The organism is Corynebacterium aquilae DSM 44791, assembly GCF_001941445.1.
GTDB classification, from domain to species: Bacteria; Actinomycetota; Actinomycetes; order Mycobacteriales; family Mycobacteriaceae; genus Corynebacterium; species Corynebacterium aquilae.
On the sequence record NZ_CP009245.1, the window covers coordinates 2,708,542 to 2,729,692 of the forward strand.

The window sequence follows — 21,151 nt, forward strand, 5'->3', positions numbered from 1 at the left end:
GAAGGAAACCCACCACCCATGTCCGATCACGCCACCACCCACGGCTCCACAACCTACACCGGCGCGACCATCGTCACCGGTGAAATCGGCGGACTCATCAACGCCGGCTGCCTGCGCACCGAAGACGGCCGCATCACCCACGTCGGCACCAGTGACGACGCCGCCAACTGGCCCGCCAGCGACACCACCATCGACCTGGCCGGCAAACCACTAGTCCCCGGCTACATCGACATCCACCACCACGGTGGTGGCGGCGCCGCCTACGACGACGGCCTCGAAGCCACCGCCATCGCCCTAGCACAACACCGCAAACACGGCACCGCCCGCAGCGTCCTGTCCTTCGTCACCGCCGAACTCGACGACATCCTCGACAACATCCGCAACGCCGCCACCCTGGTCAAATCCGACTCCCGCGTGCTCGGGCTGCACCCCGAAGGCCCCTTCCTGCACCCCTCCCACAAAGGCGCACACCCCGAAGCGCTGCTGCGCGACCCGCTGCCGGAAGCCACCCAGAAAATGCTGGACGCCGCCGACGGCACCCTCGTCCAGGTCACCCTCGCCCCCGAGCGTGAAGGCGGCATCGAATCCGTCAAACTGCTCGCCGAGCACGGCGTATGCGCCGCCGTCGGCCACACCAGCGCCGACTACGACACCACCCGCGCCGCCATCGACGCCGGCGCCACCATCCTCACCCACGCCTTCAACGGCATGAACGGCATCCACCACCGCGCCCCCGGCCCCGTCACCGCTGCACTGCGCGACGAACGCATGTGGCTTGAAGTCATCAACGACACCATCCACGTCCACCCCGCCGTGGTGCGCTCCCTGTTCGAGGAAGCCCCCGAACGCGTCATCCTGGTTACCGACGCCATGAGTGCGACCTGTAACCCGGATGGTCACTACATGCTCGGTACCCTCGAAGTCGAGGTCAAAGACGGCGTCGCACGCCTGGTGGAAGGCCACTCCCTGGCCGGCTCCACCCTGACCATGGACAAGGCCGTTGCCAACGCCATCACGCGCGTCGGTGTCCCCGTAGACGTAGCCGTTGCCGCCGCTACCAGCCACCCGGCACTGGCCATCGGCATGGAAGACCAATTCGGCGTGCTTGCCCCCGGCTACCCCGCCGACCTGCTCGTGCTCGATCCGGCGACCTTCCTGCCGGAACGCATCATCTTCGACGGCGACTAACCACCCCCAACGCGACTAAAGGCTCTCCCCTTAAGGGAGAGCCTTTTCTCGTTTCCATCACGCCCCGCTAGAGGGCTTTGTTGTGCTGTTTCACCGCAGCCACCGCCTCCAGCAGCGTGGCCTGCGGATGCCGCAAACGGTATTCACGCACCTGCTCTACCGGTGGATTCGGCACATCGCTCAGCGCTTCAAGCTCAGCGAACGCCACCCGATCCTGTCTCCACCCGATAAACAGTGTCGCCAGCGAACACACCACGGTGGCAGCAAAGAGGGCCTCCCTGCCCGACCAGTCCTGCCACCACGCCAACGCCGCAGCAAAAGCCAGCACAATCGTCGCAACGGACAAAAGATTCTTCAACGTTCGGGCAGACATCGTGCTCACATCCTTAAAACCTGTACTTCCGCGCCACTGCTGCGACGCCGGCTTCAGTGGCCCCAGGATATGGGTAAACACTCCCCATGCCAAGGCCTCGGAAGGATTTATTTACCCAATCGTTAACATCCACCCCATACAGGTCGCAATGAGACCCCGTTAGTCTTCCGGGTTGCGCCACCGGAACAAGATAAAAGCGACCATCTCAACCACAAAACCGATAACAAAGACACCGAGGAAGGTGGTTAGCCCCTCTTTCCAGGATCCGCCAATAAGATCGCCCAAGGCGAAACACAGTGCGGTTCCAAGCGGCAGGATGAGCAAGACCAACACGAACCACACAAAGCTAAGTAAGCGACCAGGCTGGTTGCGACTGTTGTGGCTGCCGTGCTTGCCTGGGGGTTGTCCCTGCCGCCTGACCTGTGGCTTCACAATTCTACCCTCCTGTTCAGGATCACCCCTAGCTTGCTTAGCCACATGCTGCGCGACCGATTTAGGCTGCCCGCACGCAAAGGCGGGTGGTCCAGCTCTTTTTATAAAGCAGGTAAAAGATCTAGGGTTCGAATACTGGAATCGAGTCTAATAAAACAGGCATCTCCTTATGTGGACCTTTTCCTGGTTTTTTAACCAGGCCGGCGCTTGCCTCACACAATCGCTCACGTGAGTTGTGCTGCACAACCCACGCAGCTGCTTCGTCGAGTTTCAACCGGCGGCGTCTTGGATAGCAAAAGACCCCGAGAAAAATCTCGGGGTCTGTCCACGCGCGCAAACGCTAGCGCGTCTACATCGGCATGATGGTGTGCTTTTTCGGCAGGGTTTCTTCGCGCTTGGTTTCCAGCTGACGCAGAGCCTGGCGCAGCACCAGGCGAGTCTGGCTGGGCTCGATCATCGCATCGATGAAGCCACGCTCAGCAGCACCATAGGGGCTGGTCATGTTCTCGTCGTAGAAGTCCATGAACATCTTCTTGGCCTGGGCACGCATCTCCGGGTCAGCACCCTCGAGCTTGGCGCCCTGGATCATGACGAATGCTGCAGCAGAACCCATCACGGCGATCTGGGCGGTCGGCCATGCCAGGTTGATGTCACCGGTGAGGTTCTTCGAGCCCATGACGGCATAGGCTCCGCCGTAGGCCTTGCGGACGATCAGCGAGATCTTCGGCACGGTGGCTTCCACGACGGCGAAACCAAGCTTCGCGCCGCGGTGAATCAGGCCGGCACGTTCCTGGTCAACGCCCGGCAGGTAGCCGGGGGTGTCCACCACGAACACCAGCGGGATGTTGTAGGCGTCGCAGATGCGGATGAAACGGGCGGTCTTGTCGGCGGCATCTGCATCGATGCAGCCGGCGAAGTGCTGCGGGTTGTTGGCGACCACGCCGACGGACTTGCCGTCGATGCGGGCGAACGCGGTGATCATGTTCGGCGCGAACTCGGGCTGGATTTCCAGCACATCATCGTCGTCGAAGATCTTGGCCAGCAGCTCGTTCATGTCGTAGCCGGCGTTGGAGTCATCCGGCATGAAGGAGTCCAGGGACTCGTCGATGATTTCGTCGTCGGACGGGGCTGCGAACTCCGGGCCGGGCTCGTCGCAGGAGCTGGGCAGGTGGTCGAGCAGATCGTGGACGTAGTTAAAGGCGTCTTCTTCGTCGACGGCAACGTAGGAGACGTTGCCGTTTTCCATCTGCTGGTGGGCGCCACCGAGTTCGGCGGAGGTGATGACCTCGCCGGTGACTTCCTTGATGACGTTGGGGCCGGTGACATACATTTCGGCGCGCTCATCGACGGCGATAACGAAGTCGGTGGTCACCGGGGCGTACACCGCGCCACCAGCGCACTTGCCCAACATGATGGAAATCTGGGGGCTACGGCCGGACAGCGGTAGCTGTCGGCGGGCGATCTCTGAGTACATTGCCAGGGAGGTCACGGCGTCCTGAATACGGGCGCCGCCGGAGTCTTGAATACCGATGACCGGGCAGCCGATCTTGATGGCCATGTCCATGACCTCACAGACCTTGCGGCCGAAGGTCACGCCGACAGAACCGCCGTAGACGGTTTTGTCGTGGGCGTAGACGGCCACGGGGCGACCACCGATGCGGCCGTATCCGGTGACCACGCCGTCGCCGTAGGGGGCGTCTTTTTCGTCGGGGGTGCGACCCAGCGCACCGATTTCGACGAAGGATCCCGGATCCAGCAGGCGGTTGATGCGCTGACGCGGAGTGCTCAGCCCCTGGGCGTCACGTTTGGCGCGGGCGCGCTCACTACCAGGATCCTGGGCTTGCTCGAGGCGGGCGCGCAGGTCAGCGAGTTTTTCGGCCGTGGTACTCACGTAACTTCTAACCTCCCAGGTTATTGATGCGGCGGGTCAGATACGCGCCGACCTTGCCGATTTCCGGTTCGTCCACGATGGCGAGGTGATCGCCATTGAGTTGGACAATATCCAAGTCTTTAACGATAGCCGACCAACCACCATCGGGGTCAATCGACGCGTAGCGCGGCTCCAATTCGATCGCGCCGTCGTGCATGCGCTCCGCGCGGAACAAAGTCACCGGCACGTTCACGTCAGCCCAGTTGGCAAGGTCCACCTTGTCCAGGATGCGGTTGTCCACGAAGGATGCGCGCTGGTGTTCCAGCACACCGGCGGACAGGCCGTGCTCAGAGGCGTCGGTGTTGGCCAGGAAGTCGGCCATCATTTGCAGCATCGCGTCTTCGCCGGCGGTCTCGAGCAGTTCGTAGGGAACCGGGAAGTCCAGCCCGTAGGTCTTTTTCGCGAAGGCGGAGTAGCGCTCCCAGCGGGCACGGGTTTCTTCCGGGGTGTCCGGCACCAGTTCGCTGGGCTGGACGGTATCCAGCAGGGCGATGTGCGCGACCTCCACGTCGGTGCCGACCAGCTGGTGGGCGACCTCGTAGGCCAGCGCACCGCCGAAGGACCAGCCACCCAGGATGATGGGCAGCCCGTCGGAGTACTGCTTGATTTCGTCCAGGTAGGCGGCGGCACGCTCCGGCAGGGGGCCTTCGAGGCGCTCCACGCCGTAGACGGGAACGTCTTCGGGCAGGCGACGCATCAGCGGCTGGTACACCACCGAAGATCCACCGGCGGGGTGGAAGAAGAACACAGCAGGCTTGGTGGAGCCTTCCGGGCGGGCGCGGAGTACGCGGATGTTGCCTTCGACCTCGGTCTCAAGGCCTTCGCGGACCTTGTTGGCGATGTCTTCCAGCGCCGCGGCACTGGTGATGTCCTCGGCGGTGATCTCGGCGCCGGAGCGTTCGCTGAGTCGCTCCGCCATGGCCTGGGCGTCTTCCTCACTCAAGGTGGGCAGTTCGCTGGTCACACCGTTAGCAGCTTTGCCGGTGATGGTGGCCCAGGTGGCGAACACGAGACGCTCGGAGGCGTCGCGCGGGGCCACGCCCACGCCTTGTGCTCCGTCGTCGGATGCTTTCTCGTCGGCAGTCTCGGGTGCCGGCGCGGCGGCTTCTGCCGGGGCCGCTTCCGCCGCGGCGGTGGCAGTTGCAGCCTCGTCGGCACCGGTACCACGATGGGCAACCAGGTCTTCGACGATGGTGACCACGTCCGCCACGGACGCATCCCGCAGGGCCTGGACCTGCAGCGGCGGGATCTGGAAGTCGTGCTCGATGCGGTTTTTAATGCGCATGCCCATCAGCGAGTCCAGACCAAGATCGATCAGCGGCAATTCGCCGGGCAGGTCTTCGACATCGAAGCCCATGGACTCGGACACGATGGCGCGCAGGCGCTGCTCGACGGTTTCTTTTTCCGGATCCCAGCGGATGGTCTCGACTTCGAGGTCTTCCTCGCCGGCGACAGCGTCGTCGGTTTCTGGGCCGAAGCCCGCTGCCATGGCGGCACCTGCGACTCCGGCGGCACCGGTGGCTCCGGCTGCGGGTTCGCCGAAAATTCCGGACAGCAGATCGGTGGCGGCGGCATAGCCTTCCGCAATCAACACGGTCTGCTCCCCCATGATGCGGTGCACCGTGATGGTGGCACCACCCAAGTGGGGGCGCACCACGGTGGTCAGCTCGCCGGAGGGCGGTAGGGAGGAACGCTGATCGCACAGGGCGACCGTCAGGTTCGGGTTAACAGCCTGGGCGGCCGATTCCACCAGCAGCTGCGAGCTGGGCACCAGGTCGGCGTGGGTGGAAAACGCCACGGAGCCGTCCGGGAGGGTCACCTTGTGGCCCGGCAGTTCGTTGTTGCCGGAGGACGGGCGCGCGGCGGTCCAGTAGCGCTGGTGCTTCCACTGCACATCGGGGCCGAACAGCATGTCGCCGTGGTGCGGGAATTTCACCGGCTGGCCGGCAACATACATTTTGGCCATCAGGTCACGCATGGAATCAGAGGCTGCGACCTTGCGTTTCAGGGCGAACAGCAGCTGCGCGTCACCGTTGCCGGTGGCGAACGCGGTGTTCATCATCGGCATCAGGGCCACCGGGTTCGGGGAGATCTCCACCAGCATGGTGTGTCCGGCGGCGAAAGCCTGGGTGGTGGCGTCCTGGAAGTACACCGGGTAGCGGGTGCAGTGCAGGAAGTAGTCGGCGGTGTGCACCGTCTGGCCCGGGGAGTACACCCGGCCCTGGTGGACGGAGCTAAACAGCGGAATTCGCAGGGGCTGCGGTTCGATAAGTGACATTTCGGCCGCCAGCTCGCCGAGCAGCGGGTCGACGGCGCTGGTGTGGCCGGCGCCCTTGACGTTGAGCAGGCGGGCGAATTTGCCTTCGCCTTCGAGCTTTTCAACCAGCTGGGTGACCTGTTCGCGGGGGCCACCGACGGTGGTCATGCCGGGGCCGGCGTAGACGGCCGGCTCAATGCCGGCGTATTCGGAGTTTTCCTTCACGAAGTTCGCCAGATCGTCGGCGGCGAACTCGACCAGCGCCATCGCACCAAGTTGGTCTTCAGCCAGGGATTTTTCGCCTTCGCCCATCAGGCGGCTGCGGTGGCAGGCGATGATCATGGCGTCGTAGGCGCTCAGCCCGCCGGAGGCGTAGCCGGCGGCGATTTCACCCATGGACATGCCCATGACGGCCGCCGGGGTAATGCCCAGGTGGGCCAGCAGGTCAGTGACCGCGATTTGGATGGCGGTGATGGCGACCTGCGCGGTCTCGGTGTCGTAGGTTTGGGCGTCGTCCTCAATCAGTTCGAGGATGGACCAGCCGGACTCGAAGGTCACGATGTCGTCGAGTTCGCGCATGCGCTGCTCGAAGAAGGCGCTGTCGGCTATGAGGTCTTTGGCCATCTTGCGGTGCTGGGAGCCGAAGCCGGAGTAGACGAAGACCGGGCCGGGCTTCATGGGGGAGTCAGCGACCTCAATGCCGGCGGCTTTTTTGCCTTCGGCAACCAGACCCAGCAGGCGCACCGCATCAGCGGTGGTGCGGGCGGTGACGACCGCGCGGGAGCGGCCGTGGTTGCGGCGCGCCAGGGAGCGGGACACCTTGGCCAGCTGCTCCAGGTCGCGGGTTTCGTCGTCCTGGGTGGGCAGGGATTCGAGGTAGTCGGCCAGGGCTTTGGCGGATTGCTTGCGGCGCGACGGCAGCAGGCCGGACACTGGCAGCTGGACGGCAGCGTGGTCGAGCTCGTCGACGCGCTCGGCGATGTCGACGATGTTCTCGGCGAGCTGGGGATAGTCGGCCGGGTCGAAGGCCTGGACCACGGCGTGGGCGTTGGTGCCGCCGAATCCGAAACCGGACACACCGGCGGTGGGCTTGCCTGCGTATTCGGGCCACTCGCGCGGATCCTCAACAACTTCGAGGTGTTCGGCGTCGAAGTCGATGTAGGGGTTGGGGCCGGAGTAGTTCAGCGACGGCGGCAGCACCCCGTGCTTCATGCCGAGGGCCACCTTGATCAGGCCGGCGGCGCCGGCGGCGGATTCGGAGTGGCCGAAGTTGGTTTTCGCGGAACCCAACAGCAGCGGGTTGGCGAGGTCGCGGCCCCGGCCGAGCACGGTGCCCAGGGCGCTGGCCTCGATGGGGTCGCCCAGGATGGTGCCGGTGCCGTGTGCTTCCACGTAGTCGACGGCGTGGGGGTCGACGCCGGCGTCTTCGTAGGCGCGGCGCAGAACATCGACCTGTGCTTCGGGGTTCGGGGCGGTCAGGCCGTTGGAGCGGCCGTCGGAGTTAACGGCGGTGCCCTTGATGACGGCGACGATGTGGTCGCCGTTGGCGACGGCGTCGCGGACGCGTTTGAGCACCACCAGGCCGACGCCGTCGGAGCGGACGAAGCCGTCGGCGTCGTCGGAGAAGGCGTGAATGCCGCCGCTGGGGCTGATCACGCCGAGTTCACCGAAGGCGGTGGACACGAAGGGGCTGCTCATGATGTTCACGCCGCCGGCCAGGGCGACGTCGCATTCGCCGCCGCGCAGGGCGCGCACGGCCTGGTGCACGGCAACCAGGGAGGAGGAGCAGGCGGTATCGACGTTGACCGAGGGGCCGCGGAAGTCCAGGGCGTAGCTGACCCGGTTGGCGATGATGGAGGAGGCAGTGCCGGTCAGCGCGTAGGGGTGGGCTTCCGCCGGGTCGGCGGCGATCAGCATGCCGTAGTCGTTGTTGGTGGAGCCGACGAACACGCCGACGCTGGTGCCGCGCAGCTCGTTGGCGGGCTGGTGGGCGTCTTCCAAGGCTTCCACCGCGACCTCGAGGGTGAGGCGCTGTTGCGGATCCATGTTGGCGGCTTCCACCGGGGACAGGCCAAAGAATTCGGCGTCGAAGCTGGAGATGTCTTCCAGGTAGCCGCCGGTGGTGTTGGTTTCGGCCATGCGGCGGGTCATGACTTCGTCGTCGGCGTATTCGGACCAGCGCCCCATGGGGAGCTGGCCGGTGGCGCTGCGTCCCGCGGAGAGCAGATCCCACATGGCTTCGAGGTTTTCGGCACCGGGGAAGCGGGCCGCCATGCCGACGATGGCGATGTCGTGGTCGGCGATGTCGCCGGCCGCCGGGGTGTGGGCGCGCACCAGGGGCGCGGACTTGTCGGGGGCGCCAGCGACGAGACGCTCGGCCAGTGCACCGATGGTGGGGTACTCGTAGGCGATGGTGGCGTCGAGCTGCACTCCCAGCAGGTTTTCCAGCTCGCCGCTGAGCAGGACCACGTCGCGGGAGGACAGGCCAAACATTTCCATCGGTTTGTCGTCGGCGATGTCGGCGACGGGCAACCCGGAGGCATTTGCCACCCAGTTACGCAGCCACGTCTTGAGTTCGTGGGCGTTCATGCTCTTTGGCGTTGCATCCATGGGGCGTGTACTGGCCTTTCTTCGGCGGTGGGCGTTTGTGACATCCACACCACACTGGTGTTTCGTCGGGTGTCGACCGGGTGGCAGTGGGCGGGTTGCCGGTGGCCACGGGCGAGTCGAGGTGGTGTGCGGTTGTGGGTGTTAAACGCAGGCAGGCCACATGCCCGCAGCCATAAGCCGGTGTAAACAACGCGGTGCTGACGGGTGCTTGTCCGACTGGGGCGGCAGCTGTCAGTGGGTTGTGTACGCGTGGCGTGGTTGCGGGGCATGCGGACTACGTTCGTGCCGGATACCTCCCCGAAGTGCTAAGGAGAGACCTTTTTCGTGGTGGTACCTGGCTGCATTACTCACCAAACCATATCGTTAGCGCTGTGACTGTTGTTAACAAGCCACGCCCCTTAAGGGGACTTTTTTGGGCATATATATGTACACAGCAATGCTGCACCCCGCCGTTTGCTGCTGAAACTGGCGGGGTGCGCGGGGGCTGGGGAGGGTTTAGCCCAGGTACTTGGTCTTCATGACGCGGCGGGCGATCTTGCCGGAGGAGGAACGGGAGATCTCGTCGGGGGCGACGATACGGATGTCTTCCGGGGTGATGCCGTGGTTTTTCACCACTGCCGCGCGGATCGCTTCGATGGCGGCTGCGTCATCGGCTTCGGCCTTTTGCAGGTCACGTTCGGCGAAGATGACCAGGCGTTCGGTGCCGCCTTCTTCGGCGGCGTCGATGGCGAAGGCTGCCACGCAGTTGGGGCGGACGTGATCGGAGGCGTGCTCGACGGTGTACTCGATGTCCTGCGGGTAGTGGTTACGGCCGGCGATGACGATGAGGTCCTTGATGCGGCCGGTGATGAAGATTTCGTCGTCGATGAACACGCCGAGGTCGCCGGTGGCCATCCAGCGGTCGTCCTCGGGGGCGCCGGCGGCACGGGAGTTGGTTTCCAGGCGCTTGGCGAGGCTGTTGCGGAAGGTGGCGACGGTTTCTTCCGGGCGGTCCAGGTAGCCGACGGCCATGTTTTCGCCGTGGCACCACAGCTCGCCGATGGTGCCGTCGGCGAGTTCTTCGCGGGTGTCCGGGTCGACGATAGCCAGCTGCTGGGGTCGCACCACGGAGCCGTTGGACATCAGCGCGACCGCGCCGGCGGCGTTTTCGTCCACCACGGTGGCTTTGCCTTGGGCGAGATCGTCGCGGTCGACGTGGACGATGCGGGGGCGCACCGGGGTTTGCGGGGTGGTGACCAGCAGGGAGGCCTCGGCCAGGCCGTAGGAGGGGCGGATGACACTTTCGGGCAGCCCGTGGGGGCCGAAGGCCTCGATGAATTGGCGCACGGCCTTCGGGGTGACCGGTTCGGAGCCGACGATCACGCCGTCGAGGCCGGACAGGTCGAGCTGTTCGCCGTCTTCCGGCAGGCCGTAGCGGGCAGCCAGTTCGAGGGCGAAGTTGGGGACCACGGTGTAGGTGGTCAACTCGTCGCGCTTGTGGATCTGCTTGGTCCAGCGGCGGGGCTGCTGGATGAAGTCGCGCGGGGTCATCATTTCCATCTCGAGGCCCAGGATGGTGACGAAGGCGGCGAGGATGATGCCCATGTCGTGGTGCAGCGGCAGCCAGCTGACCAGTCGCAAGGGGGTCTTCAGCCCGGCGGCGGCGAAGATTTGCAGCACGTTGGTCATGATGGAGCGGTTGCTCAGCATCACGCCGGCGGGGGTGCGGGTGGAGCCGGAGGTGTACTGCAGGAAGGCTGGAAGGTCGACGGGTGCGCCCTGGGAGTGGGCGAGCACTGCGCGGCCAGCTTCGGTTTCCATGGGGTTGACGAAGTCAGCGGCCAGGGTGTCCGGCAGGGAGTCGACGGCGAGGATGCGGGGCCGCTCGGAGGAAGGGCGGTCTGCGAATAGGCGACGCACGGAGGCTGCAGCGGCACTGTTGGTGAGCACGAACTTCGGGCTGGAGTCGCCCAGGACCGCGGTGAGGTGGTCGGCGTGGCCGGGCTCGTTGGGGTCGTACAGGGGCACCGGCACCATGCCGGCATACAGGGAGCCCATGAAAGCGAAGATGTATTCGGGGCTGTTGCCGGCGAGGATGGCGACGCGGTCGCCGATGGTGCCGGTCTGCTGCAGGCGGGTGGCGACAGCCTTGATGCGGGTGTTGACCTCGCGGCGGTTGAAGTCGCGGGCTTCGCCGTCACGGTTGGTGGAGAAGTCCCAGAAGCGCAGGCAGTGGCGCTCGGTACCGCCGGTGGCGGCGTCCGCCATGTAGAGCATTTCGCACAGTCCGGCGAGAGTGACCTGCGGCGGCAGGTTGATGTTTCCCTTGTCGTCGAAGAATTGGCCGATCGCCTGAGACAGATCCATGGTGCTCCTTGTGCTGGTGAACGGGTGTGGGTGAATCGTTCTTGTTAGGTATGAGTGTGACCCTCCGGCACGGGTTGGTGCGGGTGGCGCGCCGTGCAGTGCGGTGGGAACGTATCCACTACGTCGTAATGGGGCTTAACAGTATTACATCCCTACAAAACTTTTTTTCGTAAGTTTGCGTGACCGATGCCACCAACATAGTTCCACCTGCGACGATATTCAGGCGAACGCGCCGAAAAACATGAGGATTTCTTCAACAAAGCTTTCCCGCACCCAGCTTTCCTATCGTTTTCTCCTCCCCTAGCGTTGCGTTCACCCTGCCCGGCGTGGTGTTGTGCAAGACTTTTCAGCCAGCAAACCCATATCGCCATTTATCCCCTGCCCCCTTATCCCCTGCCCTCCATCAAAGGATTTTCCGCTTCATGTCTTCCGCCCGCCTCCAACGCGCACTGATGCGCGTGCAGTCGTGCGCCATCGAAGCGGCCGAAGCGCAGGAAAAGCAGCGCCAGGCAGTGGCACAGGCCCGCAAGGCGGGGGCGACGTGGGAAGAAATTGGGCGCTTCTTGGGCGTCACCCGCCAGGCGGCCGCACGCCGTTTCGGAGAAAAGACCACGCCCACCCCGCCCGACGATCAATTGTCGCTGTTCTAGCGCTCGCACAGGCCACCTGACCGCCCAGCCGAATTCCAAACCCTCAAGACGCAAGCTCTCCCGAGATTTTTCGGTCACTCACCCTTGCCGCCCGCTTTGAGCGGTTCTCCCTACGCGCCCTACGCGACGATCCTCCCTTTTCGCACACACACTTTCCTGTAAGCCTAGGATTACCTTTGTGCTAGTGTGGGGCAAACTTTCACTTGATTATCCATCAGTGAATAGTTTGATACTGAAACGTTTTAGGGACAGGAGCCCCACCATGAACTCGCGAAACATCAGTCGTGCACAATTCCTCAAACTTCTTGCTGCCACGGCAGGCGGGGCCGCCCTCGCATCGTGTTCCACCGGCCCGAAAAACGAAGCCACCAACCAAACCACCCCAGCACCCGCCCAGGATTCCTTCCCGCTCACCATCGATACCGCTTTCGGCCCCACCACCATCGATAAGGCCCCCACGCGCGTGGTGTGCCTGGGATGGATCAACGGCGATGTGTGCGCTTCCCTCGGCGTTATTCCGGTACTGCAGGCCGCAATTACCTGGGGCAACAACGAAAACAACTCCAACGACTGGTTCGATGCTGCGGTCACAAAACTCGGGGCCGAACAGCCCCAGCGCTATGACGAGACCGACGGCCCGGACTTCACCGCCATCGCCGCCGCTAACCCCGATGTCATCATCAACGTCATCGGCGCCATGGATCAACAACAGTTCGACAAGCTCAGCAAGATTGCCCCGGTGGTGACCTACGCCAGCGACAGCGGAGACTGGATGACCCCATGGGATCGGGCCACCACCATCATTGGTTCCGCCCTGGGTCTCGACGCCAAAGCTAAAGAAGTCGTCGATCGGGTCAGCGGGAAAATGAAACAGGTCGGCAAGAACAATCCCGCTATCCAAGGCGCCACTTTCATTCCTTCCGCGCTCGACCCGAAGGATGAAAACCCCATCTCGCTGTATGCACCGGATGATGTGCGCAGTGTGTTCTTCGAAGGCATCGGCATGAAACGCGCACCGATTCTGAAAGAAGCCGACTTCAGTGGCGGCTTCTACGGCTCCTGGAGCCCAGAACGCGCAGACGAACTGCAATCTCAGTTCCTGTACACCTGGTCCACCCTGGAAAACGCCCACGAGGTCATCAAGAACGATCCGCTGCTCGGCAAGATCCCGGCCGTCGCCAAGGATGCGTTCGTGGCCGACAACAACCAGCGCCAGGCATTGGCACTGGGCACTTCTCCCCTGGGCATCGAGTGGCTGATCGACGAAACCGACTTCATCGATCAAGTCAACGCGGCCGCGGAAAAGGGCACCCGCTAAGTGCACGCCTCCGCCCGCATTCTGGCCGCCGCGGCGCTGTGCCTGATCGCCGCCACCGCGAGCATCACCATCGGCGCACGCACCTTGGTCGAGGTTCCCTCGCCCGGCGCGCTGTGGCAGGCCCTGGTTCATCCGGTTGCTGGGGATACGTTGTCTGCCGTGGTGCATTCCCGGATTCCTCGCACCGTGAACGCGTTGATTGCTGGTGTTGCTTTGGCGGTGGCGGGGGCGGGGATTCAGGGTTTGACCCGCAATGCCCTGGCTGAGCCTGGTTTGTTGGGGATTAATGCTGGCGCGAGTTTGTTTGTCGTTGCTGGTCTGACTGTGCTGGGTTCTTTGACGCTTCCTGCGGCTGCGGTGTTGGCGTTTTGTGGGGCGTGTGTGGCGACCGGGTTGGTGTATGTGTTGGCGGGGCGTGGTCAGGCGTCGCCGTTGAGTTTGATTTTGGTGGGGGCTGCGATCATGGCGGGTACGTCATCTTTGGTGTCGGCGTTGGTGTTGTCGTCGAATCAGACGTTGGATACTTTTCGGTCGTGGCAGATCGGCAACATTAATCGCTCTGATACTTCGCAGGCTGTGTATGTGGTTCCGGTGCTGGTGGTGGGGGTGGCTTTGGTGTGGCTGCATGCGCGGGCGTTGAATGCGTTTGCGATGGGGCGCGATATGGCGCAGGCTTTGGGGATTCATACGACGCGGGCTGCGGCTTTGGTGTTGTTGGGGGTGGCGGTGTTGTCGGCTGCGTCGGTGGCTTTGGTGGGCCCGTTGATGTTTGTGGGGTTGGTGGTTCCTCATTTGGCGCGGGCGTTGGTGGGTGGTGATTATCAGTTGATTATTGCTTTTTGTGTTTTTGCGGGGCCGGCGTTGTTGTTGGTGGCTGATGTGGTGGGCCGGGTGGTTGCTGCGCCTGCTGAGATTCCGGTGGGTGTGATGTTGGCTTTTGTTGGTGCGCCGTATTTTTTGTATGTGTTGCGTTCTTCGCGGCGGGTGTTGGCGTCATGAGTTCGGTGTTGGTGCGCCGTCAGGTGTTGGTTGGTGTGGTGTTGGTGGTGGCGATTGTTGCTAGTTGTGGTGCGCATTTGTTGTTGGGGGATTACACGGTGTCGCTGGTTGATTTTGTGGCTATTGTGCGGGGGGATGCGGTGCCGCATGCGCCGGCGGCGCGTTTTTTGATTTTGGACGATCGTTTGCCGCGGGTGTTGTTGGGGATTGTGGTGGGGTGTTCTTTTGGTTTGGGGGGCACTCTTTTCCAGTTGGTGTTGCGTAATCCTTTGGCGAGCCCGGATTTTGTGGGGGTGTCTGCGTTGTCAACGACTGCGGTGGTGGCGGCGATGGCGTTGTGGGGTGTTAGTGGCCTGGCTTTGTCGGGTGCTGCGGCGGTTGGTGGCGTGGGGGCTACTGCGCTGGTGATGGCGGTTAGTAGTGGGCGGCAGGCGACGACGCGTTTTGTGCTTAGTGGGGTGGCGGTTGCTGCGATGGCGACGGCGACGACGCAGTATTTGTTGTCGCGGATGAGTATTTATCAGGCGTCTGCGGCGGCGCAGTGGTTGAGTGGTTCTTTACATGCGGCGTCGATGGATAAGGTCGTTGTGGTTGGGGTGGTGCTAATGGTGTTGGGTGGTGTGACGGTGTTTTTGGCGCCTGGGGTGCGGATGTTGGGGATGGGTGATGATGTGGCTGCTGCGTTGGGGGTTGCGGTGTTGTGGGTGCGGTGGCTGAGTATTGGGGTGGCGGTTTTGGTGACGACGACGGCGACGGCTGCGTCGGGGCCTGTGACGTTTGTGGCGTTTTTGTCGGGTCCGATTGTGGGGTTGTTGTTGGGGGGCCGTTCGAGTCTTGTGTTGTCGGCGTTGATGGGGGCGGCGATTGTTTGTGTGGCTGATGCTGTGAGTGTTTTGGTGTTGCCGACGCCGCTTCCGGTGGGTGTTATTACTGGCGCCTTGGGGATGCCGGTGTTGCTTGCGGTGGTGGTGTCTTATCGACGAAAGGCTGGGTTATGACTCCGTTGTTGCAGACGAAGGATCTGTGTGTTGGTTATGGTGATCGCGCTGTGGTGCAGGATGTGAGTGTGGTTTTTCCTGCCGGGTGTGTGACGGCTGTGGTGGGGCCCAATGGTTCGGGGAAGTCGACGTTGTTGCGGGCGATGTGTCGTTTGTTGCCGGTGCGCCGTGGGGTGGTGGAGGTTGCGGGGCGGGAGGTTTCTGGGTTTGGGGCCCGGGAGTTTGCGCGGATGGTGGCGTTGTTGCCGCAGCATCCGGTGGCCCCGGAGGGGATTTCGGTGCGGGAGTTGGTGGCTCGTGGTAGGTATCCGCATCAGGGGTTTTTGCATTCGCCGTCGGCTGAGGATCGTGAGGTGGTTCAGTGGGCGTTGGAGGCTACTTCGGTGGCGGGTTTTGCGGATCGGATGTGTTCGTCGTTGTCGGGTGGGCAGCGTCAGCGGGTGTGGATGGCGATGGTGTTGGCGCAGCGTACGCCGATTGTGTGTTTGGATGAGCCGACGACGTATTTGGATATGGCGCATCAGATTGAGTTGTTGGATTTGGTGCGGGATTTGGCGCGTGAGCGGCAGCTGACGGTGGTTGCGGTGTTGCACGAGTTGAATTTGGCGGCGCGGTGCGCGGAGCAGGTGGTGACGATTAAGGATGGTCGGGTGGCTGCTTGTGGTGCGCCGGCGGAGGTGTTTACCCCGGGGTTGTGTCGGGAGATTTTTGATCTTGACGCGGTTGTTATTGATGATCCGGCCGTTGGTCATCCGCTGGTTGCGGGGCGTGGCCGTTTAGTAGAAGGAGTGTGATGGGGATGAGGATTGTGCGTTGTGTGGTGTCATCAGTTGAGGATGTGGCGCCGCAGATTCGGCGGGTGTGGGTGGATCATGAGGATTTGCCGGTGTTTGAGCGGATTGCTGATTATTCGGTGAAGTTGTTGGTGCCGGTGTGCCAGGCCCCGTTGTTGCGGGAGGGGGAGTTGGATGGCCAGTGGCGGATGGAGTTGTTGTCGTCGGGGACGGTGGAGTTTCGGACGTACACGGTGGCTGAGTGTGAGCCGGGGCGGTATGCGTTGGATTGTGCTGTGCATCCGGATCCGGGGGTGGGGACTCAGTGGTTTATGTCGGCGCGTTGTGGCCAGGATGCGTGGCTGGCGGTGCCTTCTGGCGAGGATGGTATTTGGGCGCCGTTTGTTTCTGTGGCGCCACCGCAGTGTTTGTGTGCGGTGGTGGATGATACTGCGACGATGGCGTTGCGGACGATCATGCGGGAGGCGGAGTATCCGGTGCGGGCGGTGGCGTGTGTTGCTGGGGATACGGCCGAGGGTTATGTGGAGGGGGTGGAGTTTGTGCGTCGCCGTGGGCCGATTGGGCAGTATTCGGATGTGGTGGCGCATCGTTTTGTTGAGGTGGTGCGTGCTGCGGTGGGTGCTGATCGGCCGGGGGTTGGGGTGGATGAGTCCGCGTTAGATAATCCGGAGATGATTGGGCCGTATTTGTGGCATGTGGGTTCGAGCTCGGCGGGGGTGCATGTGTTTATTGCGGGGGAGTCGGGGTTTGTCAAAACGGTGCGCCGGGCGGTGTTGGCTGCTGGGTTGGTGGCGAGGGAGCAGGTGAGTTTTATGGGTTATTGGAAGGCGTGAGTTTTTTTGGGGGCTGTGGGCCCCGGTTTGTGGCCCGGTGTGGGTGTGTAGTGGTGTCGGCTGGCTGTGGGCTGGCCGGTGTTGGGGGCTGCTAGTGGGGCAGCATGATGGCTACTGCGAAGGTTGCTGCGAGCACCACGAAGAACACGAAGAAGGCGCCGAGGGCGTCAAAGACTGCCGGCACTTTGTCTTTTACCGCCGCGCGGTACAGGCCGGCGCAGATGAACCCGAGGGCGAGGCCGGCTTTGGGCCAGTGTTCGAAGAAGGGTTCATCGCGCCGAAACATCAGCACTTGTAGGCCCCACAGCAGCAGGAAGATGGCGCCTGTCCACATCATGGATGATGGGGTGAAGATGCCGCGCCAGCCTACTTTTTGGGCCTCGAGTTGTGCTTGTTCGGCGCGTTGCTGTGCGGCTTGTTCTTTCTTGCGGGCCAGCTCATCGCGGCGGCTGATGAGCGCGTCGATGCGCTCCAGGCGCTCACGTTCTTCCTGGCTGGGGCGGGTGGTGTCGTCCATGGCGGCTAGTTGTCGATGAGGCCTTCGACCCAGCCGACGAGCCATTGGCTGGTGGTCTGCCCGGGGATGACGTCGGGGTTGGTGGCGTATTGGGCGTGAATGCCGGTGTTGTCGGCAATCGCCTGGGCCCGGTCGATGGCATTGGGCACGCCGATGGGCAGGTCGCAGATGTGGTCGTTGGGGGCGCAGATTTCGAAGGTGCGGTCGCTCAAGCTGCCGAATCCGCCCACGCGCGGGCCGCGCATGGTGGCGCCGGGCAGGGCCAAACCGACCACGGGGTTGAGTGCTTCGAGGGAGACCTCAGCACCGACGCCGGGCACGTTGTAGCCGGGGTCTATGCCGACGCCGGGTTCGCGGCGCCCGTCGGCAACCAGGGCCACGCCCTTGACGCGGTCGGCGGGGATCGGCTGGTCGCTGTTGCCGATGTCGTTGGCGAGGTCACCGATGATGACTGCGCCTTGGGAGAATCCGGTCAGGATGAATTCGGTTTTCGGGCACTGTTCGTGGGTGGTGATCATTTCACCGCGCACTCTGGAGGTGCCTTCGTCGCGGGACTCGTCGTAGCCCATCTGATCCATGGCTTGGCGGCTTTTGAACTGGGCCGTGTAGGGCAGGGTCCACACCTTGACCTCATCCGGGGTGTAGCGCTCCTGCAGGGGGCGGGTGACGGTGAGCATGAAGGAGTTGGGGTTGGCCTGCGGGTTGATGGGGTCATCGTCCGCGGCGGACTCCCAGGTGCCGGGGGCGGCGATCACTTCGTAGGTGGGGCACCAGTCGGGTTGTTCCGGGGTGGGTGGTGCTTCGGTGGGGGCGGGTTCGGCGCCGGGTGGTAGTTGTTGATCGTCGCGGGTGGAGACATAGTGTGCGATGCCGCCGATGATGAGCGCGACCACGATGATCGCTGCGATGACGGTTAGTGCTTTTTTCATTGGCTCGCCCCTCTTTGGTCAAAGTTGAGGTCGTAGATGTGTGCGGGTGCACGAATCTAGTCGGTGTTCCTGGCAGTTTCCTGCACTGGGGCAGGTTGCTGCCTTGGGTGGGGTGTAGTTAGCAGTCCACCCCGCGCGGGTGGGCGCGGGGTGGTGCTGGGTGTGGGCGTTATCCGCTGCTAGGAGCAGTACGCTTTTTCTGCCGCTTGGGTGATCAGGTTGGCGGCCTGGTCGGCGGGCAGGGAGGTGTGGTTTTGTTCGACGAGCTGGCCGCCGAAGCCTTGCACCAGGTAGGACTGGCCGCCTTGCTCCTTGTTCATGCACACGTCTTGTGCCATGCCAATGAGCTGGTTTTCCAGGCCTTCGGTGCTAATACCGCCGTCTTGGAGTTGCTTGAGGTAGTCGTTGTCGGCCGTGGTGCGGTCGTTCGGCGCGGACGGGATTTCGCTGATTTCGCGGGTGCTGTCCTGGCCGAAGGTTGGCGGGGCCGCAACTGGTGCCTCGGTGGCTCCGGGCTGCGCGGAAGCGCTGGCAGCAGCGCTAGTGGAGGAGGCCGCGCTGGTGGAGGCCTTCTCACTGGGGCTTGCCGCGTCGCTGGGTTTGAGTGGGGCGACGGTGGTGGGCACGCCTTCGTCTTCGGTGGTGGCGCCGCCACAGCCTGCGAGCAGCAGGCCGAGGGCGCTGGCACCGGCAACCATGGCCAGCGCGTGGCGGGTGCGTCCGTGTCGGGCTGTCATAGACATTCCCCTTTACTTTTTGTCGACGATGACAACACCGTTGATTTGTTTGATGGTGCCGTGCTGGAAGTCGATGGTCAGACCACCCGCGGGGATGGACTTCTCGTCGCTGGTGGGCCAGCCGAGCTCACCTTGCTCCCAGCCGCGCTTGCCCCATTCGTCGCGGATATCACCGTTGAAGATGAAGTGCGCGCCGGAGGCTGCGGACCAGTAGAAGGTGCCGTTGTCGTAGTTTTGCAGCACGCCACCGGGGATGGTGATCTCGTTGGAGGTCGGTGCGCCCAGCTTGGAGACGACGGTGTTGATGGCGGTGTACCGCTTGGCGATTTCACCCTTGACGATGAACGCGCCCTTGCGCTTGTCGTCATCACCCTTGTCGTTGCGGACGATGTAGCCGCCCTGGAACTGCTGGATGAGGGTGCCGTCCTCGCCCTTGGGCTCAGAGATCGGGTATCCGAGGATGCCGGTCTCGTAGCCTTCGGTGGCCCACGCATCAACCATGTCCTTCGGGATGGCGTGTGCGCCGGTCTCCGGGGTCCAGTAGATGGAGCCGTGCTGGAAGTGCACGAAGCGTCCGACGCCGTCCGGGGTCTTCAGCTCGTTGGTGATGGGGAAGCCGAGCCAGGACTCCGGGCCGCCGATCTCGGAGTAGCGGGCGGCGATACGGCCGATGAGGACGTGGGCGCCGGTTTCTGCAGACCAGAAGGCGCGGCCGGCGGTGAAGTCTTCGGCTTTGCCGCCGGCGATGTCGTACTCGTTGTTGATGCAGGTGCCGTACTGGCCGCCCTTGGTGACTTCGGCGATCAGGCCGGTCGGGGTGCAGTCGGCGCCGCGGTCGTTTTTATCCAGGCCGAGGGAGTCGGCGATGTAGGGCCACGCCTGCTCCAACTCGAACTGCCAGTAGGGCCAGTTGTGCACGCCGGTGGGGCGGAACTTCTGGATGACGTCCACGCCGTCGCGCTTGGCGCGGTCGACGAAGGTTTGGGTGGTCATGCGGGCCATGACCTCCAGGCCGATGCCGGCCATGTTGGACGGGCCGGTTGCCACGGAGCCGGGCTTGCCGTAGTCGTCGGTGCCGTTACCGGCGGCGACGTAGACGGTCTTGCCCTTGAGTGCAGAGATGCCGAGCTTCGGATCGTTGTCGATCCACCGCTTGGAGCCGGCCGGGCCCCACATGGCGTCGGCGTCGTATCCGCCGCCGTCCTTCAGGGCGCCGGCGATACCCATCGGCATGCCGATGGAGGTGGTGTCCAGGTAGCCGGAGAAGGAACCGACGAATTCGAACAGGTCGGGGCGGTGCTCCGCGAGGTTGATGGCGGCGGTGCCACCCATGGACAAGCCGACGATGGCGCGCTTGCCGTTGGAGCGGTAGCCGTTGTTCAAAACGGCGGGCAGCTCATTGGTCAAGAAGCTTTCCCACATGTAGTGCTTGCCGTTGTCGGGGCGCTCCCAGTCGGTGTAGAAGGATGCTTCACCGCCGACGGGCAGGATCACGTTGACGTTGCGGCCGGCGTACTGCTGCTGGATGTTGGTGTGCAGCGTCCAGCCGTTTTCTTCCTCGTTGGCGCGCAGACCGTCCAGGGCCCACACCTCCGGGAACTTCCTATCCGGGTGGCTGTACCAGTCGCGGGCCAGCAGGATCTGCACCTGGATGGGCTTTTCCGGCATGGCGGCGGAACGGATGAACAGGGCCACGCGGTGGCTGTCCAGCCACTCCTGGCGTTCCACGCTCACGCCTTCCGGCAGGCCTTCGATCTTCGGGAAGTCGGTGCGCACCGGGGTGCGCTCCGGGACGTTGTCGTCCTGCAGGTAGTCGGAGATGTTGGAGGAGCCACCGAACAGCGAGCTCTGCGCATCTGCGGGAAGGGTAAGTGCTCCGAGACCCAGTGCGAGGGCGGTGGGGATGGCGCCGAGGGCGATCAGGCGGTTACGCCGCGTGTTTTTCTGTGCTTTGCGCATGATGGTGGTGTACGTCCTTGCGGTGTGTCGTGGGCGTGGAAAAGTCAGCCGGCCGCGCCGTCCGGGGGTTCCCCTCCCCCGGCAAGCAAGCGCGCCGCGCGTGGAATGTTTACGCTTAGTGACAAGTTGAACCCGTTGTGGGATTCACTGTCGCTAAAGTTTCCTCAAGTTTAAGTTGAACTTGAAGGTTTTCGCTAGAGGTTTGCTCGGCGTGTTGCTAGAAAAGCCATCTTTTTTTAAAAAACACGGCATTCTAAAACCCGCCGCAGGCAAAGCCTTAT

16 protein-coding genes are annotated in these 21,151 nt (G+C 63.4%); 7 read left to right on the forward strand and 9 right to left on the reverse strand.

The window, feature by feature from the left end; translation table 11 throughout:
- Positions 1 to 18: 18 nt before the first annotated feature.
- The gene (nagA, locus tag CAQU_RS11465) at positions 19 to 1,188 is read left to right on the forward strand and encodes an N-acetylglucosamine-6-phosphate deacetylase (RefSeq protein ID WP_075727878.1); all 1,170 of its coding nucleotides are present in this window, start codon (positions 19 to 21) and stop codon (positions 1,186 to 1,188) included.
- 67 nt (positions 1,189 to 1,255) lie between these two features.
- On the opposite strand, the gene CAQU_RS11470 is transcribed toward nagA, so the two are convergent.
- From CAQU_RS11470 to CAQU_RS11490, 5 genes are all read right to left on the reverse strand, one after another.
- On the reverse strand, positions 1,256 to 1,561 hold the full coding sequence (locus tag CAQU_RS11470; protein WP_075727880.1) for a hypothetical protein: 306 nt from the start codon (positions 1,559 to 1,561) through the stop codon (positions 1,256 to 1,258).
- A 159-nt stretch (positions 1,562 to 1,720) separates the two neighbouring features.
- Positions 1,721 to 1,894 carry a hypothetical protein gene (locus CAQU_RS12870; protein WP_169836045.1) on the reverse strand — a complete coding sequence of 58 codons (174 nt, stop codon included), beginning with the start codon at positions 1,892 to 1,894 and terminating at the stop codon, positions 1,721 to 1,723.
- Positions 1,895 to 2,342: 448 nt separating this feature from the next.
- Positions 2,343 to 3,884 carry an acyl-CoA carboxylase subunit beta gene (locus tag CAQU_RS11480; protein WP_075727884.1) on the reverse strand — a complete coding sequence of 514 codons (1,542 nt, stop codon included), beginning with the start codon at positions 3,882 to 3,884 and terminating at the stop codon, positions 2,343 to 2,345.
- A gap of 7 nt (positions 3,885 to 3,891) precedes the next feature.
- Positions 3,892 to 8,790, reverse strand: coding sequence for a polyketide synthase Pks13 (gene pks13 / locus CAQU_RS11485; RefSeq protein WP_075727886.1), 4,899 nt, complete (start codon positions 8,788 to 8,790; stop codon positions 3,892 to 3,894).
- Between the two features lie 495 nt (positions 8,791 to 9,285).
- Entirely contained in the window at positions 9,286 to 11,136 is a 1,851-nt protein-coding gene (locus tag CAQU_RS11490; RefSeq protein WP_075727888.1) for a FadD32-like long-chain-fatty-acid--AMP ligase, read from the reverse strand.
- A gap of 422 nt (positions 11,137 to 11,558) precedes the next feature.
- Between CAQU_RS11490 and CAQU_RS11495 the strand changes: the two genes are divergently transcribed.
- The 6 genes from CAQU_RS11495 (at position 11,559) to CAQU_RS11520 (ending at position 16,728) form a co-directional block, all read left to right on the forward strand.
- On the forward strand, positions 11,559 to 11,786 hold the full coding sequence (locus CAQU_RS11495) for a hypothetical protein (protein ID WP_075727890.1): 228 nt from the start codon (positions 11,559 to 11,561) through the stop codon (positions 11,784 to 11,786).
- 262 nt (positions 11,787 to 12,048) lie between these two features.
- Complete coding sequence (locus CAQU_RS11500; RefSeq protein ID WP_075727892.1) at positions 12,049 to 13,104, forward strand: ABC transporter substrate-binding protein; 1,056 nt, start codon at positions 12,049 to 12,051, stop codon at positions 13,102 to 13,104.
- Positions 13,105 to 14,103, forward strand: coding sequence for a FecCD family ABC transporter permease (locus CAQU_RS11505; RefSeq protein ID WP_075727894.1), 999 nt, complete (start codon positions 13,105 to 13,107; stop codon positions 14,101 to 14,103).
- Positions 14,100 to 15,101 carry a FecCD family ABC transporter permease gene (locus CAQU_RS11510; protein WP_075727896.1) on the forward strand — a complete coding sequence of 334 codons (1,002 nt, stop codon included), beginning with the start codon at positions 14,100 to 14,102 and terminating at the stop codon, positions 15,099 to 15,101. The genes CAQU_RS11505 and CAQU_RS11510 overlap by 4 nt, the downstream gene beginning before the upstream one ends.
- On the forward strand, positions 15,098 to 15,895 hold the full coding sequence (locus CAQU_RS11515) for an ABC transporter ATP-binding protein (RefSeq protein WP_075727898.1): 798 nt from the start codon (positions 15,098 to 15,100) through the stop codon (positions 15,893 to 15,895). The genes CAQU_RS11510 and CAQU_RS11515 overlap by 4 nt, the downstream gene beginning before the upstream one ends.
- A gap of 5 nt (positions 15,896 to 15,900) precedes the next feature.
- Positions 15,901 to 16,728, forward strand: coding sequence for a siderophore-interacting protein (locus CAQU_RS11520; RefSeq protein ID WP_169836046.1), 828 nt, complete (start codon positions 15,901 to 15,903; stop codon positions 16,726 to 16,728).
- A 91-nt stretch (positions 16,729 to 16,819) separates the two neighbouring features.
- On the opposite strand, the gene CAQU_RS11525 is transcribed toward CAQU_RS11520, so the two are convergent.
- The 4 genes from CAQU_RS11525 to CAQU_RS11540 all read right to left on the reverse strand — a co-directional run bounded on the left by CAQU_RS11525 (position 16,820) and on the right by CAQU_RS11540 (position 20,870).
- A complete protein-coding gene (locus CAQU_RS11525) occupies positions 16,820 to 17,245 on the reverse strand; it encodes a hypothetical protein (RefSeq protein WP_075727902.1) in 426 nt (141 codons plus the stop codon).
- Positions 17,246 to 17,250: 5 nt separating this feature from the next.
- Positions 17,251 to 18,174, reverse strand: a complete 924-nt coding sequence (locus tag CAQU_RS11530) for a cutinase family protein (RefSeq protein WP_075727904.1) — start codon at positions 18,172 to 18,174, stop codon at positions 17,251 to 17,253.
- Positions 18,175 to 18,353: 179 nt separating this feature from the next.
- The gene (locus tag CAQU_RS11535) at positions 18,354 to 18,911 is read right to left on the reverse strand and encodes a DUF732 domain-containing protein (RefSeq protein ID WP_075727906.1); all 558 of its coding nucleotides are present in this window, start codon (positions 18,909 to 18,911) and stop codon (positions 18,354 to 18,356) included.
- A gap of 12 nt (positions 18,912 to 18,923) precedes the next feature.
- Positions 18,924 to 20,870, reverse strand: a complete 1,947-nt coding sequence (locus CAQU_RS11540) for an alpha/beta hydrolase-fold protein (protein ID WP_075727908.1) — start codon at positions 20,868 to 20,870, stop codon at positions 18,924 to 18,926.
- Positions 20,871 to 21,151: the final 281 nt, after the last annotated feature.